Source organism: Streptomyces sp. NPDC058279, assembly GCF_042881255.1.
In the GTDB taxonomy this organism is placed as follows: Bacteria; Actinomycetota; Actinomycetes; order Streptomycetales; family Streptomycetaceae; genus Streptomyces.
This window is the reverse complement of sequence record NZ_JBHVYA010000012.1, coordinates 20,925-36,970: the sequence shown is the minus strand read 5'-3', so window position 1 is coordinate 36,970 and position 16,046 is coordinate 20,925. Positions and strand designations below refer to the sequence as shown.

The 16,046-nt window shown below is 74.2% G+C and carries 11 protein-coding genes; 8 read left to right on the top strand and 3 right to left on the bottom strand.

Annotated elements, in window-relative coordinates:
* Window position 1: 1 nt before the first annotated feature.
* The 8 genes from nusA to ACFVXJ_RS22095 all read left to right on the top strand — a co-directional run bounded on the left by nusA (window position 2) and on the right by ACFVXJ_RS22095 (window position 11,639).
* Entirely contained in the window at window positions 2-1,084 is a 1,083-nt protein-coding gene (gene nusA / locus ACFVXJ_RS22130; RefSeq protein WP_389663972.1) for a transcription termination factor NusA, read from the top strand.
* Window positions 1,085-1,257: 173 nt separating this feature from the next.
* Window positions 1,258-1,545, top strand: coding sequence for a YlxR family protein (locus ACFVXJ_RS22125; RefSeq protein ID WP_389663970.1), 288 nt, complete (start codon window positions 1,258-1,260; stop codon window positions 1,543-1,545).
* Window positions 1,546-1,693: 148 nt separating this feature from the next.
* Window positions 1,694-4,864: a translation initiation factor IF-2 gene (gene infB / locus ACFVXJ_RS22120; RefSeq protein ID WP_389663969.1), complete on the top strand. Its 3,171-nt coding sequence runs from the start codon at window positions 1,694-1,696 to the stop codon at window positions 4,862-4,864.
* 184 nt (window positions 4,865-5,048) lie between these two features.
* Window positions 5,049-5,342, top strand: a complete 294-nt coding sequence (locus ACFVXJ_RS22115; protein WP_136213480.1) for a DUF503 domain-containing protein — start codon at window positions 5,049-5,051, stop codon at window positions 5,340-5,342.
* A gap of 33 nt (window positions 5,343-5,375) precedes the next feature.
* The gene (gene rbfA, locus ACFVXJ_RS22110; RefSeq protein WP_136213481.1) at window positions 5,376-5,825 is read left to right on the top strand and encodes a 30S ribosome-binding factor RbfA; all 450 of its coding nucleotides are present in this window, start codon (window positions 5,376-5,378) and stop codon (window positions 5,823-5,825) included.
* Window positions 5,822-6,730 carry a tRNA pseudouridine(55) synthase TruB gene (gene truB, locus ACFVXJ_RS22105; protein ID WP_389663967.1) on the top strand — a complete coding sequence of 303 codons (909 nt, stop codon included), beginning with the start codon at window positions 5,822-5,824 and terminating at the stop codon, window positions 6,728-6,730. The genes rbfA and truB overlap by 4 nt, the downstream gene beginning before the upstream one ends.
* A 284-nt stretch (window positions 6,731-7,014) precedes the next feature.
* Entirely contained in the window at window positions 7,015-10,563 is a 3,549-nt protein-coding gene (locus ACFVXJ_RS22100) for a serine protease (protein ID WP_389663965.1), read from the top strand.
* Window positions 10,564-10,682: 119 nt separating this feature from the next.
* Window positions 10,683-11,639 (top strand): bifunctional riboflavin kinase/FAD synthetase, encoded by a 957-nt coding sequence (locus ACFVXJ_RS22095; protein ID WP_389663963.1) that lies wholly within the window; start codon window positions 10,683-10,685, stop codon window positions 11,637-11,639.
* A gap of 93 nt (window positions 11,640-11,732) precedes the next feature.
* On the opposite strand, the gene ACFVXJ_RS22090 is transcribed toward ACFVXJ_RS22095, so the two are convergent.
* The 3 genes from ACFVXJ_RS22090 to eccE form a co-directional block, all read right to left on the bottom strand.
* Window positions 11,733-13,880: an SCO5717 family growth-regulating ATPase gene (locus ACFVXJ_RS22090; protein WP_389663961.1), complete on the bottom strand. Its 2,148-nt coding sequence runs from the start codon at window positions 13,878-13,880 to the stop codon at window positions 11,733-11,735.
* 175 nt (window positions 13,881-14,055) lie between these two features.
* Complete coding sequence (locus ACFVXJ_RS22085) at window positions 14,056-14,754, bottom strand: hypothetical protein (RefSeq protein ID WP_389663959.1); 699 nt, start codon at window positions 14,752-14,754, stop codon at window positions 14,056-14,058.
* Complete coding sequence (eccE, locus tag ACFVXJ_RS22080; protein ID WP_389663957.1) at window positions 14,751-16,028, bottom strand: type VII secretion protein EccE; 1,278 nt, start codon at window positions 16,026-16,028, stop codon at window positions 14,751-14,753. Before eccE ends, ACFVXJ_RS22085 begins: the two co-directional genes overlap by 4 nt.
* Window positions 16,029-16,046: the final 18 nt, after the last annotated feature.

Genomic DNA, 16,046 nt, shown 5'->3' with positions numbered 1-16,046 from the left:
CGTGGACATCGACATGAGTGCCCTGCGGGGTCTGGTCAGGGAGAAGGAGATCTCCTTCGACCTGCTCGTCGAGGCGATCGAGTCGGCCCTCCTCATCGCGTACCACCGCACCGAGGGCAGCTACCGCCGTGCCCGCGTCGTGCTCGACCGCAGCAACGGTCACGTGGTCGTGTGGGCGACGGAAGACCCGAGGGACCTCGAAGAGGGGCAGGAGCCCAAGGAGTTCGACGACACCCCGTCGGACTTCGGCCGGATCGCGGCGACGACCGCCAAGCAGGTGATCCTGCAGCGTCTGCGCGACGCCGAGGACGACCTGACGTTCGGCGAGTTCGCCGGCCGTGAGGGCGACGTCATCACCGGCGTGGTGCAGCAGGGCAAGGACCCGAAGAACGTCCTCGTCGACATCGGCAAGCTGGAGGCCATCCTGCCGGTGCAGGAGCAGGTCCCGGGCGAGGAGTACACGCACGGGCTGCGCCTGAAGGCGTACGTCGTCCGGGTGGCGAAGGGCGTGCGCGGTCCGTCGGTGACGCTGTCGCGCACCCACCCCAACCTGGTGAAGAAGCTGTTCGCGCTGGAGGTCCCGGAGATCGCCGACGGCAGCGTCGAGATCTCGGCGATCGCCCGTGAGGCCGGTCACCGCACCAAGATCGCCGTACGTTCCACCCGCTCGGGCCTGAACCCGAAGGGCGCCTGCATCGGCCCGATGGGCAGCCGCGTGCGCAACGTGATGGCGGAGCTGCACGGCGAGAAGATCGACATCGTGGACTGGTCGGACGATCCCGCCGAGATGGTCGCGAACGCCCTGTCACCCGCTCGGGTGAGCAAGGTGGACGTCGTCGACTGGGACACCCGCTCCGCCCGGGTGACCGTGCCCGACTACCAGCTGTCGCTGGCCATCGGCAAGGAGGGCCAGAACGCCCGCCTCGCCGCGCGGCTCACCGGCTGGCGCATCGACATCCGTCCGGACACCGAGGAGCCCTCGGACCGGGACGCGGACCGCGACGGCCGTGACGGCCGCGACAGCCACGGCCGTGACAGCCGTGACGGCCGCGACGGCGGGCACGCCGACCGGCGCGGGGAATAAAACCACTACCGGCCGGTGCTCACCGGCGGGTAGACAGGGACCCCGGTGGACCGGGGTCCCCGGCACACGGGAGCACTCCGGGCCCGCCCGGAGGATTCCGAATGGATCACGACAACGTCCGTTCGATTTTTCGCCTGAAGGGGTGAGGTCGGTACGGGGAGGTAGACTTAGGCGTGTCTGGCCGGACGCAAGCCCGCGCATGCCCCGAACGCACCTGTGTGGGGTGCCGGGAGCGAGCGGCCAAGAGCGATCTGCTGCGCATCGTGGCGATCGAGGACGAATGCGTCCCCGATCCACGCGGTACGCTGCCCGGCCGGGGTGCCTACCTGCACCCCGCCGTGGTCTGTCTCGACCAGGCGGTCCGCCGCCGGGCGTTCCCCCGGGCCTTCAGGTCCGCAGGAGCACTCGACACGGCGGCACTGCGCACAGCCCTGGCCGGTGAGGCCGGGGCGACACCGTAAGAAGTAGTACGGCACGGATACCCCGTGCGGTCAGGTACCTCGCGAGTTGGAAGTAGGTCGAGATTGCGATGAGCACTCGATGAGTACGCGATGAGTACGCCCATGAAGTAGCGACGGTCCGGCGTAACCCGGACCTAAAAGGAGCGATGTGGCTAAGGTCCGGGTATACGAACTCGCGAAGGAGTTCGGAGTTGAGAGCAAGGTCGTCATGGCCAAGCTCCAAGAACTCGGTGAGTTCGTCCGTTCGGCGTCCTCGACGATCGAGGCGCCGGTCGTACGCAAGTTGACCGATGCACTGCAGGGGCCCGGCGGCAACGCCGGCAAGTCCGCTGCGAAGCCCGGCGCGCCCCGCAAGGCCGCGCCTTCCCCCGCCGCGGCCGCAGGCCGCGCGGGTTCCCCCACCCCCGCGGCGCCGTCCCCGGCCGCCGCGGCACGTCCCGCCGCCCCCAAGCCCGGCGTTCCGGCGGCCCCCAAGCCCGCCGCCGCCGAGGCCCCGGCAGCGGGTGCGCCCGTGACTCCGGCCGCCCCCGGCCCGCGTCCCGGTCCCAAGGCCCCGGCCGCCCCGAAGCCCGCTCCGGCGGCGCCCGTGGCGACCGAGTTCTCCGCGCCCGCACCGGCTCCGGCCGCTGCCCCGGCGCGTACCGACCGTCCCGCCGGTCCCGGCGCCCCCGGTCCCCGTCCGGCGCAGCAGCGTCCGGCGGCCCAGGGTGGTCAGGCCCCCCAGGGCGGCGCCCGTCCCGGCGCCCCGCGTCCGGCCGGCACCGCTCCCGGTGGCCAGGGCCAGCGCCCCTCCGGTGGTGCCGGTGCCCCGCGTCCGCAGGGCGCCCGTCCGGCCGGTCCCCGTCCGGGCAACAACCCCTTCACCTCTGGTGGCTCCACCGGCATGGCGCGCCCGCAGGCGCCCCGTCCGGCCGGCGCTCCCCGTCCCGGTGCCCCCGGCGCCGGTGGCGGCCAGGGTGCCCCGCGTCCGCAGGGCGGCCCGGCCGGCGCCCCGCGTCCGCAGGGTCCCGGCGGCGCGCGTCCCAGCCCCGGTGGCATGCCCCGTCCGCAGGGCGGCGCCCCGCGTCCGGGTGGTGCTCCCGGCGGTAACCGTCCCAACCCGGGCATGATGCCGCAGCGTCCCGCTGCCGGTGGTCCCGGTCCGCGTCCCGGCGGCGGCCCCGGTGGCCGTGGTCCCGGTGCGGGTGGTCCGCGTCCCGGTGGCGCCGGTCGTCCCGCGGGCGGCGGCTTCGCCGGCCGTCCGGCCGGTCCCGGCTCGCGTCCCGGCGGCGGTGGCGGCTTCGGCGGTCCCCGTCCCGGTGGCGGCGGCTTCGGCGGCGGTCCGGCCGGTGCCGGTGGCGGCGGTCGTCCCGGCTTCGGCGGGCGTCCCGGTGGTCCCGGTGCCCGTGGTGGCACGCAGGGTGCCTTCGGCCGTCCCGGCGGTCCGGCCCGTCGTGGTCGCAAGTCCAAGCGTCAGAGGCGCCAGGAGTACGAGGCCATGCAGGCCCCGTCCGTCGGCGGCGTGATGCTGCCCCGCGGCAACGGCGAGACCGTTCGCCTGTCGCGCGGTGCGTCCCTCACCGACTTCGCGGAGAAGATCAACGCCAACCCGGCGTCGCTCGTCGCCGTGATGATGAACCTCGGCGAGATGGTCACGGCCACGCAGTCCGTGTCCGACGAGACCCTCCAGCTCCTCGCGGGCGAGATGAACTACCAGGTTCAGATCGTCAGCCCGGAGGAGGAGGACCGCGAGCTCCTCGAGACCTTCGACATCGAGTTCGGCGAGGACGAGGGCGGCGAGGAATACCTCATGCCGCGTCCCCCGGTCGTCACCGTCATGGGTCACGTCGACCACGGTAAGACCCGACTGCTCGACGCCATCCGCAAGACGAACGTCGTGGCGGGCGAGGCCGGCGGCATCACCCAGCACATCGGTGCCTACCAGGTCGGTACCGAGGTCAACGGTGAAGAGCGCAAGATCACCTTCATCGACACCCCGGGTCACGAGGCGTTCACCGCCATGCGTGCCCGTGGTGCCAAGTCGACCGACATCGCGATCCTCGTGGTCGCGGCCAACGACGGCGTCATGCCGCAGACGATCGAGGCGCTCAACCACGCCAAGGCCGCCGGCGTCCCGATCGTCGTCGCGGTCAACAAGATCGACGTCGAGGGTGCCGACCCGGTCAAGGTGCGCGGTCAGCTCACCGAGTTCGGTCTGGTCGCCGAGGAGTACGGCGGCGACACGATGTTCGTCGACATCTCCGCCAAGCAGGGTCTGCACATCGACTCCCTGCTGGAGGCCGTCGTCCTCACCGCCGACGCCTCGCTCGACCTGCGCGCCAACCCGGAGCAGGACGCTCAGGGTATTGCGATCGAGTCCCACCTCGACCGCGGCCGCGGTGCCGTCGCCACCGTCCTCGTCCAGCGCGGTACCCTCCGCGTCGGCGACACGATGGTCGTGGGCGACGCCTACGGCCGGGTGCGCGCCATGCTCGACGACAAGGGCAACAACGTCGAGGAAGCGGGTCCGTCGACCCCCGTCCTGGTCCTGGGTCTCACCAACGTCCCCGGCGCCGGCGACAACTTCCTCGTCGTCGACGAGGACCGCACCGCCCGTCAGATCGCCGAGAAGCGTGCTGCGCGTGAGCGCAACGCCAACTTCGCCAAGCGCGTCCGCCGGGTGTCCCTGGAAGACCTCGACTCGGTCCTCAAGGCCGGTCTGGTCCAGGAACTCAACCTCATCATCAAGGGCGACGCGTCCGGTGCGGTCGAGGCCCTCGAGTCCTCGCTGCTCCAGCTCGACGTCGGCGAAGAGGTCGACATCCGCGTCCTGCACCGCGGTGTGGGTGCGGTCACCGAGTCCGACATCGCCCTGGCGATGGGCTCCGACGCCATCGTCATCGGTTACAACGTCCGTGCGGCCGGTCGTGCCGCGCAGATGGCGGACCGCGAGGGTGTCGACGTCCGCTACTACTCGGTGATCTACCAGGCCATCGAGGAGATCGAGGCGGCCCTCAAGGGTCTCCTCAAGCCCGAGTACGAAGAGGTCGAGCTCGGTACGGCGGAGGTCCGCGAGATCTTCCGCTCGTCCAAGCTGGGCAACATCGCCGGTGTCCTCATCCGCTCCGGCGAGGTCAAGCGCAACACCAAGGCGCGGCTCCTGCGCGATGGCAAGGTCATCGCCGAGAACCTCACCATCTCCGGTCTGCGCCGCTTCAAGGACGACGTCACCGAGATCCGCGAAGGCTTCGAGGGCGGTATCAACCTCGGTTCCTTCAACGACATCAAGATCGACGACGTCATCGCGACGTACGAGATGCGCGAGAAGCCCCGCGCGTAAGCGCGAGGCGGTTCGCACCGTGTCGTAAGGCTCGTACGGCCGTTGGTCGTACGAGCACCACCGGGGCCGGTCGGCGGAATATCCGTCGATCGGCCCCGGCCGTTGCGTGTACGGTTCAGGTGACCCTGCCGGGCGACGGCCAGGCAGGCCACCGAACCCGCACCGGCGGGATATCCGGAACCGCATGTACGTGGGGACTCTGTCCTTCGATCTGCTCCTCGGCGACGTCCACTCGCTCAAGGAGAAACGCTCCGTCGTCCGGCCCATCGTCGCCGAGCTCCAACGCAAGTTCTCCGTGAGCGCGGCCGAGGTGGGCGACCAGGATCTGCACCGCAGGGCCCGGATCGGGGTCGCGCTGGTGAGCGGGGACGCGGGGTTCGTGTCGGACGTACTCGACCGCTGTGAGCGGCTGGTCGCGGCGCGTCCGGAAGTGGAGCTGCTGTCGGCGAGACGGCGGCTGCACGGTGATGAAGACTGATTGCTTGTCTGCAAGAAAGAAGGAGACGGACCAGTGGCCGACAATGCGCGGGCGAAGAAGCTGGCGGACCTCATCCGGGAGGTGGTGGCCGAGAAGCTGCAGCGTGGTGTCAAGGACCCGCGCCTGGGTACGCACGTGACCATCACGGACACCCGCGTCACCGGCGACCTGCGGGAGGCCACGGTCTTCTACACGGTCTACGGCGACGACGAGGACCGGGCCAGCGCGGCAGCGGGCCTGGAAAGCGCCAAGGGCGTACTGCGCTCCGCGGTCGGCCGGGCGGCGGGAACCAAGTTCACGCCCACCCTGACCTTCGTCGCGGACGCCCTCCCGGAGAACGCCAAGACCATCGAGGACCTCCTCGACAAGGTGCGCGCCTCCGACGCCGAGGTGCGCGAGGCGTCCTCCGGCGCCACCTACGCCGGTGACGCCGACCCGTACAAGAAGCCGGGCGAGGACGACGAGGACGCAGCGGCGGAATGAGCACCGAAGCAGGGAAGACTCCGGACGGTTTGATCGTCGTCGACAAGCCGTCCGGTTTCACTTCGCACGACGTGGTCGCCAAGATGCGCGGGATCGCCAAGACCCGCCGCGTCGGCCACGCCGGCACGCTGGACCCGATGGCGACGGGCGTACTCGTCCTGGGCGTCGAGAAGGCGACCAAGCTGCTCGGTCACCTCGCGCTGACCGAGAAGGAGTACCTCGGCACCATCCGGCTCGGGCAGAACACCCTCACGGACGACGCCGAGGGCGAGATCACCTCCTCCGCGGACGCCTCCCGGGTGACCCGCGAGGCCGTCGACGCGGGCATCGCCAAGCTGTCCGGCGAGATCATGCAGGTGCCGTCCAAGGTCAGCGCCATCAAGATCAAGGGCGTGCGCTCCTACAAGCGCGCGCGGGACGGCGAGGACTTCGAGATCCCGGCCCGGCCGGTGACCATCTCGTCGTTCCGGGTCTACGACATGCGCGACGCGGAAGCCGAGGACGGCACGAAGGTCATCGACCTCGTCGTCTCCGTCGTCTGCTCCAGCGGTACGTACATCCGCGCCCTCGCCCGTGACCTGGGCGCCGACCTCGGCGTCGGCGGCCACCTCACCGCGCTGCGGCGCACGCGGGTGGGCCCGTACAAGCTCGACCGGGCGCGGACGCTCGACCAGCTCCAGGAGGAGCTGACGGTCATGCCGATCGGCGAGGCGGCCGCCGCGGCGTTCGCGCGCTGGGACCTGGACGCCCGGCGGGCCGCGCTGCTCGCCAACGGCGTGCGCATCGACATGCCGGACGAGTACGCCGAGGGGCGGACGGTCGCGGTGTTCGGTCCGCAGGGGCAACTGCTCGGACTGGTCGAGAACAAGGGCGGGAAGGCGAAGTCGCTCGCGGTCTTCGTCTGACCGCCGCCGATCGCTTCCGTTCGGCTCTCGTCTCGTCCCTGGTCGACGTTGTCACTGGTCCTTCGTTGACGTGGAGCGGTGAGCGCACACCGACTGCTGCTCACCGCTCCACGACCCCCCTCGGGTAGGTGTTTATCCACCCGAGGCCCGCTATTCACCCGTCCGAGCAGGCGCTCGGAGTGAATGGAGGGAGCACAAGGGGGCGCTTTCGCCTCGTGTGCTTTTCGCGCTGATCTTCATCCGCCTACCGTCATGAGCACGGAACGGCGGGGAGTGGTGCGGCAGTGGCGGAGCTCGTCAGGATCTGCGATCTCGCCGGGCGGGTGCGGGGCAGCGGCTTCGTGGCCGACGACCGCGGGACGGTGATCACCGGACACGAGGCCGTCGACGGCATGGACCGGCTGGTGGTGCACGGGCCCGGGGCCCGGACGTGGGTCGTCGGCGCGGCCGATGTGACGGCCCTGCCGGGGTTGGCTCTGGCCCTCGTCCGGACCGACGGCCTCGGGGCGGCGCCGCTGCCCGTGGCCCGGCGCACGGTGATCGAGCCCGGTACCTACGTACGGCTGCTCGCGCGGGGCCGGCGCCAGGCGCGGGTGCTCGCGGCCGGGGCGGAGGTCGCGTACCGGACGGGGGAGCGGTGCCACGCGCTGCCCGCCGCGGTCGAGCTGGCCATCGGCACGGACGGCCGGGTCGCCCTGGAGGCCGGCGGGGAAGCCTGTGGGGCTCCCGTCCTCGACGCCGTGACCGGAGCGGTGCTCGCGGTCCTGGGCACCGCTCTGCGGTCGGAGCACCGCTCGGGCGCCTTCGCCGTGCCGTTGCGCGCGGCGGCCGAGGCGGACCCCGACGGCCCGCTGCGGGCGCTGCTGGAACGCAACGCCGCCACCGTGCCGGGATACGGGCCGGAACTGAACCTCGCGGGCGCCTTGGAACTCACCGCGATCACGCTCGGGCCGGTGCTGAACCGGGGGCCCGGACCGGGGCCGGAGCAGGACGAGCCGGAGCCCGTCGTCCGACCCCGCATCGCCGCCGAACTCGACGCCTTCACCGCCGGCGGCCGGCCCGTCCTCGGGGTGGTCGGCGATCCGGGCACCGGCCGTACCACCGCGCTCGCCGCCTTGGCCGCCGCCCGGGCGCGCGGGGAGCGCCCCGCGCCGACGCTGTGGCTGCGGGGGGCGGAACTGCGCGACGGGGACGGGTCGCTGGCCGACGCCGTGGACCGGGCGCTGGCCGCCGCCGGCCGGATCGCGGCGGCGGGCGAACGCTCCCCGGCGACTTCGCCCGGCGCCTTCGCACCAGGGGGACGGCCCGAGCCGCCTGAAGTGCCCGAGCCGCCCGAACCACCCGGGTCCTCCAAACCGTCCGGCCCGTCCGCCACCGGCGGGGTTGCCGAACCGCCGGGGCGCGCCGACATCGGGGCCGAGGTCGCGCGGCTCGCCGCCGGCGCCGGTCGGCCGCTGCTGGTGGTGCTCGACACCCCCGAGGAGATGCCGCCGGCGCTCGCCCGGCGCCTCGCGCCGTGGACCGCGGCCACCGCACGCTGGCTCGGCGGCACCGGGGCCCGGCTGGTGATCGCCGCCCGACCCGAGCACTGGGAAGCGGCCGGCGCCCTCTACCCGCCCGAGGCGCTGCACAGCCCCGCGCGGCCCGCCCGGCGGCTGCCGCCCGCGCTGCCCGTCGGCGACCTGACCCCGGCCGAGGCCGCCGCCCTGCGGACCCGCCTCGGCATTCCCGACGACGCCGTCCGGGAGTGCGACGCCCGGCACCCCGTGACGCTGCGGCTGCTGGCGGGCGTACGGGCCGCGGGGGTCACCGAAGGCCGTCCGGGCCGGGACGAGGTGTTCGCCGCCCACCTGGACCTCCTCGCGCTGCGGGTGGCCGTGCGCATCGCCGGCTCCGTCGCCGATGCCCGGAACCCCGCCGCCCCGGGCGCCGGGACGCACGGCCCCGGGGTGCAGGGGCCGAGGGTGCACTCGCCCGGCGTGCGCCGGCTGGCCGCACGCGTGGCCGGCCGGGTCCACGAGGCCGCCCGGCGCTGCCTGGGACCGGGCCGGGGTCGGCTGGACCGGGCCGCCTTCGAGGAACTGTTCCCCTGGCGCACCGGCTGGGCGTCCGCCGTCCTCACCGAGGGGCTGCTGGTGCCCGCCGGGCCCGGTTACCGCTTCGCCCACGAGGAACTGTCCGACTGGCTCCAGGCCGGCCACCTCGACGTACCGACCGCGCTGGAGGCCCTGGTACACCGGGGGCCGGCCACCACCGGCCCACCCGTGCCCCGCCACCGCATCGGCCCCGTCCTGGAGGCCCTGCGACGCCTCCCGCCCGACCAGGCACACCGGGCGCTGCGCGGGCTGGTGGCGGCCCTGGACGCCTTCGCGCAGGCGCCGACCGACGCCGGCACCCCGGAGGCGGACCGCGCGTGGTGGGCCGGCCGGCTGCTGCGCGAGACCCTGCTGCGGGCACCCGACGCCACCCCGTACCTGTCGGTCCTGCACGCCCTCGTCGAACACCTGGCAGGTCGGGGGAGCGGCGCGCCGGGCACCGGTGACTTCGGCGGCCGCTTCTGGAACCGGCTCCGCCTCCCCGAGCCCGACCGACTGGACCTGCTGCGTCGACTGCTGCCCCGGGACCACCGCTACCTCGAAGCCGTCGGCCGTCGCCTCGCCCGCGACCCCCGGTACGTCCAGCTCCTGCTCCGCGCCTGGTTCGACGACGAGCGCCGACTGCGCGGCCGGCCCGGCGCGACCGTCGCCACCGCCGCCCAGGCCCTGCTGCACACCCACCGACGCCTCGCCGTGGACGATCTCGTCGAGGCGCTCGTCACCGCCGCCCACCCCCGCGCCGACGAACTGCTCGCCGTACTCGCCGAGGACGAGCCCTCGGCCCTGTGCCGGGCCGTCCACCGCTGGGCCCACGACGAGCGGCCCGGACGCCGGGTCGCGGCCGCCGCCTACGGGCAGGCCACCGCCCCCCACGTGCGCACCCCCGCCGACCGGGAACTGCTGCGCCACGCCGCCCAGGCGCTGCTCGCCCGACCGGCCGACGCCACCCTGCACGGCGGCGCCCTCGCCACGCTGCTCCGCGACCCCCAGGCGCGCGCCCGCTACCTCCCCGACGCCCTGGCCTGCTTCCGCGACCCCCGATGCGGCGCCCGGCTGCCCGCCGAGGCGCTGGTGGCGGCCCTGCCGGTGCTGCCGGAGCCGGACGCGGTGTTCGACGCCCTGCGGGCCCGGGCCGACGGGGAGGTGGTGCGCGCCCTGGCGACGCTCACCACCCCGGGGCTGGCCCGCCGCGCGGGCGACCTCGTACGCGAGCACCTGGCCCGGTGCCCCGAGGACGCCCCGCACGCCGCCGCGTTCGTGGACCGGCGCCTGGAGCAGGGCCCGGCGGCCGAACCCGTCCTGCGTCCCCTCGTCCTGGACCTGTTGAGGTCGGCGCCGGTGCCGGTGCGGGCCGCCCTGGCCGCGGTGCTGGCCGCGCCCGGCGGGGAGCCCTCGTATCCCCTGCGGGGCGAGCTGGCCGACGTACTGCTGCGCGAGGAGACCGACCCGGCGGTCCTGGACGCCTTCCTCGGCGCCGTCGCCGCCGGCGCCGCCGGCCGCCCCCACCAGCGCACCCGCGACCTGTTGCGGCGCACCGGGCGGCAACTGCTGCGGCTCCCCGGCGGCCCCGCCGTCTTCGAGCGGCGGACGGTGGAGCTGTCGCGCACCGACCCCGAATTCGGCGCGGTGACCGCGCGCTGGCTCGGGGAGGCCAGGGCGGAGGCCGCCGCGCTGCTCGGGCCGGGCGCCCGGCGCACGGTCGAGACGCTGGGTCGGGGAGCCCCGGACATCACCTGAGGCGGGACGGGGCCGGCCCGACGCCGATGCGGGGCCGCGGCGGACGGCATGGCAGTCTTAGACCTGCAATCGGCAATCGGTACGGGTCTACCCACGGGTTCGGGCGAGGAGCGGTCTCAGTGCAGCGCTGGCGTGGCTTGGAGGACATCCCCGATGACTGGGGACGCAGCGTCGTCACCATCGGCTCCTACGACGGAGTGCACCGCGGCCATCAGCTGATCATCGGACGGGCCGTGGCCAAGGCCCGCGAACTCGGCGTGCCCTCGGTGGTCGTGACGTTCAGCCCGCACCCGAGCGAGGTCGTGCGCCCCGGCAGCCACCCGCCGATCCTGGCGACCTACGAGCGCCGGGCCGAGCTGATGGCGCGCCTCGGCGTCGACGCGCTGCTGATCCTGCCGTTCACGGCGGAGTTCTCGCAGCTGTCGCCGGCCGACTTCATCGTGAAGGTGCTCGTCGACAAGCTGCACGCGCGGGCCGTCATCGAGGGACCGAACTTCCGCTTCGGTCACAAGGCCGCCGGGAACGTCGACTTCCTGCGCGAACTGGGCACCACGTACGACTACGAGGTCGAGGTCGTGGACCTGGTCGTGCGGGGAGAGGCGGGCGGCGGTGTGCCGTTCTCGTCGACGCTGGCGCGCAAGCTCGTCGCCGAGGGCGACATGGAGGGCGTCGCGGAGATCCTCGGCCGCCCGCACCGGGTGGAGGGCGTCGTGGTGCGCGGGGCGCAGCGCGGACGCGAGCTGGGCTACCCGACGGCCAACGTCGAGACGCAGCCGCACACCGCGATCCCGGCCGACGGGGTGTACGCGGGCTGGCTGACGGCGGACGGCGAGCGGATGCCGGCGGCGATCTCGGTGGGCACGAACGTGCAGTTCGACGCCACCGAGCGGACCGTGGAGGCGTACGCGATCGACCGCTTCGGGCTGGACCTCTACGGCATGCACGTGGCCGTCGACTTCCTCGCCTACGTGCGGGGCATGGCGAAGTTCGAGTCCCTGGACGGGCTGCTGGAAGCCATCGCGGACGACGTGAAGCGGTCCCGCGTCCTCGTCGAGACGTACGACACCCAGCGCTGAGCGGCGTCGTCCCCGGACGACGCGAAGGGCCCGTACCTCCCCGGTGGTTCCAGGGGTGGTACGGGCCCTCGTGCGTCGCCGGCGGCGGCCGGGTCAGCCGAGCCGGGGGTCGCGCGGCGGCTGACCGGTCTGGGGCTGCTGGGGCTGCGGGTGCTGACCGGGGTGCGGTGGCTGGGGCTGCTGCCAGGGTCCACCGGGCTGCGGGTACGGCCCGCCGCCGTAGGGCTGGGGAGCCTGGGGCATGGGCTGCTGGTATGCGGGCTGCGGTTGGGGGACACCGGGCTGCCCGCCCTGCTGCGGCGCTCCCCAGTGGCCCTGCGGGGCCTGCTGCTGGGCCCGGATGAAGTCCTCGGCGACCAGGGCGGAGAGGTTGAAGTAGGCCTCGCGCGTCTTGGGCCGCATCAGGTCGAGGTCCACTTCGGCGCCCGCCGCGAGGTGCTCGTCGAAGGGCACCACGACGACGCCGCGGCAGCGGGTCTCGAAGTGCTGCACGATGTCCTCGATCTTGATCATCTTGCTGGTCTCGCGGACCCCCGAGATGACGGTGAGCGAGCGTGCGACGAGATCGCCGTAGCCGTGCGCGGACAGCCAGTCCAGAGTGGTGCTGGCGCTGCTCGCGCCGTCCACGGACGGGGTCGAGATGATGATCAGCTGATCGGCCAGGTCGAGGACACCGCGCATGGCGGAGTAGAGCAGACCGGTGCCCGAGTCCGTGAGGATGATCGGGTACTGGCGGCCCAACGTCTCGATGGCCCGGCGGTAGTCCTCGTCGTTGAACGTGGTCGAGACGGCCGGGTCCACGTCGTTGGCGATGATCTCCAGGCCCGACGGCGCCTGCGAGGTGAACCGCCGGATGTCCATGTACGAGTTGAGGTACGGGATCGCCTGGACGAGGTCGCGGATGGTCGCCCCGGTCTCGCGGCGCACGCGCCGGCCGAGGGTGCCCGCGTCGGGGTTGGCGTCGATGGCCAGGATCTTGTCCTGGCGCTCGGTGGCGAGCGTCGCGCCGAGGGCGGTGGTCGTGGTCGTCTTGCCGACGCCGCCCTTGAGGCTGATCACGGCGATGCGGTAGCAGGACATGACCGGGGTGCGGATGAGTTCGAGCTTGCGCAGGCGCTCGGCCTCGGCGGCCTTGCCGCCGAAGCGGAAGCCGGAACGGGTGGGCTTGGGCTTCTGCTTGGCGCGCAGCAGGCGGTCGGAGGACAGCTCGACGGCGGCGGTGTAGCCGAGCGGCGCCCCGGCGGTGGCCGGGCCGGCCTGGTACGGGGGCTGCGGCCACTGGCCGCCGGCGCGCGGGTCGTGCTGCTGCTGGGGCTGGGCTTGCGGCTGCGGCTGCGCGGGGGCGGGAACCGGGGCCTGGACCGGGGTCGGCGCCGGGGGCGGGAAACCGTAACCCTGCGCGCCCTGGTACGCGGGCGGCAGCGGGGGCAGTTCACCGCCCGGTCCCCCGAACGGGGGCTGCGGGGCGGGCTCGACGGGCTCCGCCGGGGCCGCGGGCGGTGCGTAGGGCCCGGGCGGGGTCGCCGTGTACGGGGAAGGGGGTACGGGAGTGCCCTCGGGCGGTGTGGCGGTGCGGTACGGCTGCGCGGGCGGCACCGCGTCGACCAGGGCCGGAGCCGGAGTGGGGACCGCGTCTACCGGAGCCGGGACCGCGTCTACCGGAGCCGGGACCGCGTCGGCCGGAGCCGGAGCGGGCGTCGGCGCGTCGGCCGGGACCGGGGCCGTCGCCTGCGGCGGGGTCTCCACGGGAGCCGCGTGCACCGGGGCCGGCTCCGCGGGGGCGGGGACGACCGGGGCCGCGTCGACCGGGGCCTCGGCCACCACGGGCGCCGGCGCCGGTTCCGGGTTCGCCACGGGGGTCGGCAGCGGGGCGGCCACCGGTTCCGGAGCCGTCACCGGCGCCGGTTCCGCCGCGGCGACGGGGGTCGGGGCCGCCGGGGGAGCGGCGGTGAACACCGGCGGCGGGACCACCGCGTCCGCCGACGGCGTGCGCGGTGCCGGGGGAGCGATCCGCATCGTGGGAGGCGACGTCACGTCCGACGGACGGTGCGGTTCGAAGCCGCTGCCCTCCGGCAGCCCCGGCACGGACGCGGCAGGTGCCTGCGCCGCACCCTGCGTGTACCAGGCCGGAGGGGTGTAGTCGATGGTGAACTCGCCCGTCACCTCGGGCTCCGCATCGGACTGATCGTCCGTCGGGACGTCCCACGTCCCGCCGCGCCTCTCGTTCCGATCGCCGCTCACTGAGTCCTCCTGGTCTGTCGAACAACGGTCAGGCGCCCACCTCGACGCCGCGCCCACGCCCAGCCTAATCGCGTGCCGCCGCCCCGCTCGCCCCCGTGCCCCGACTCGCACCCCCCGGGACACCGCCTCGCCCGCCCCGTAAGCCGTCCCGTCAGCCGGTCCGTCCGCCGACCCCTCAGTCGATCCGTCGTGCCGGGCCCAGCAGCCCCGTCTCCGTCTCCGTGCCCTGTGTCATGACGAACTTCCGGTCCCGCGGCGTGCACCACAGCGTCACCCCGTCCCCCAGCGTCGGCAGCGACTCCACCGCCGCCCGCGGCAGGTGCATCAGCCGGCCGATCTGCGCGGCCTCGTCGGGGGACACCCGCTGCACCCCCACCAGCGACGCGTTGCCCATCAACCGGGGCGCCGCCGGGCTCAGGTACGGCAGCAGGGTCAGCACCGACTGCCACGGCCCCGCCACCACCCGCCCGCGCGGCGGCCGCATCCCGCAGTCCCGCACCACCAGCACCGGGCTGCCCGCCGACGCGCCCTGCGGTGGCACCCGCCCGACGTCGTGCAGGGTGACGCACTGCTGGCCGCCGCCCGCCGCCTGGGCCAGCCCGGACCACACCTGTCCGCGCCCCGTCTCCACCGCGACCCGGGCCCCCGTGGCCGCCGCCCGCAGCGCCAGCACCTGCGCCGTCCACAGGCCGCCGATCAGCGTCACCTCGTACGGCGTGGGCCGGTTGACGCCCAGCACCGCCGGACGGCCCTCGGCGTCCACCCCGATGACGACCCCGTCGTCGGCGACGGGCAGGGCCAGCGCGTCCAGGTCGGCAGCCGGGACGACGTGTCGTTCGCGGCGCGGCCCGATCAGCCCGAAACCGCCCCTCATCGCGCTCCTCCCAGCGGCAGCGAGGCCAGCAGGCCCGGCACCTGTTCACGGTCGAGCCGGACGAGTCCGGTCTTCACACCCCGAGCCGTCCGCTCCAGTTCACGGCGGGCGGCGACCAGTTCCTCGTCGCTGCGTCCGGTCACCCGTACGTGCCCGGTCAGCGTCACGCCCTGGCGCTCGGCCGGCGCCATCGTCAGGCTGAAGTTCGTCGCGAGTGCGGGCAGCGACGTCAGCAACGCCACGAACTGCGGCAACGCCGCTCCCGCGCCGCCCAACTGCGGCCAGCGGCCGATCCAGTACGTGGTGTGCCGCCGGTCGTCGCAACGCCAGGTCCGCGCCGTCTCCTCCGTGCGCCGACCGCTGCCCGCGGCCCGGCCGGCCTGGGTGATCGCCCTCGGGTTCGCACAGGAGGAGGTCGCCAGCGCGCCCGTCAGTTCCTGCTCGGTGAGCACCACGGCCCGGAAACCGGCACCGGTCAGCCGGCTCGCCAGTTGGTCCGCGATCCGCACCAGACACCGCTGGGCGCCGCCCAGCCCGCCCCCGCGCGCGGTGACCGCCTCCGGGCACAGTTCCGGGTCCAGCTTGAGCGCGATCCAGGTCAGCCGTACCGCCGGAGCGCCCGTACTGGCCTGTAGCGGCGCGTAGTTGCGGGTGGCCATCGCCTGCGGCGGCAGGTGCGGCGCCGGCGCCGGCTGGGTGTGCTGCACCAACTGGGCGGACTCCAACCGGATCCCGTCCACTTCCAGCACGTCCCGTACGAGGCCGAGCGGCAGCGGGCGTGCCCCCCGGTCCGGCCGCAGCGCGGTGGCGTCCATGTCGACCTGGACCACGGCCGTCAGGAACGTGCCGTCGCCGACCATCCCCACCGGCCGCCGGTCACGGTCGCCGAACGTCAGTGTGCGCAGCGCGGGTTCGGCCTCGACCAGCGGCGCCAGCCCCGGCTCCACGCCGGCCGGCACCGGGCGGGAGGCGGCCCGGCGCCGCCGGGCGCGCAGCGCGAGCGCGCCCCCGATCCACTCGGGCAGCGAGCGCTGGTGGCGGCGGACGAGCGCGAGCGGCACCAGGACCAGGGCCAACACCCCGGCGGGCACCAGCAGCAGCGGTTCCACCACCCACGCCACCAGCAGGGCCGCGGCCGCGATCTGGAGGAGCACCAGCTGTTGCAGTCGGAACGGGCCGAACCGGCCCGGCCCCGACCGCGGATGCGGTGTCACCCCGGCGCCCGCCGGGGGTGTGGCCGAGGTCGTCCGTGGCTCCGTCGCGGTGGCCGTCACTCGCGTACCTCCCCATCC

Excerpts from the sequence above, each read along its gene's own strand:
- ACFVXJ_RS22115 (WP_136213480.1), top strand. The coding sequence starts at position 5,049 with ATGTACGTGGGGACTCTGTCCTTCGATCTGCTCCTCGGCGACGTCCAC.
- truB (WP_389663967.1), top strand. The coding sequence starts at position 5,822 with ATGAGCACCGAAGCAGGGAAGACTCCGGACGGTTTGATCGTCGTCGAC.
- ACFVXJ_RS22085 (WP_389663959.1), bottom strand. The coding sequence starts at position 14,754 with ATGAGGGGCGGTTTCGGGCTGATCGGGCCGCGCCGCGAACGACACGTC.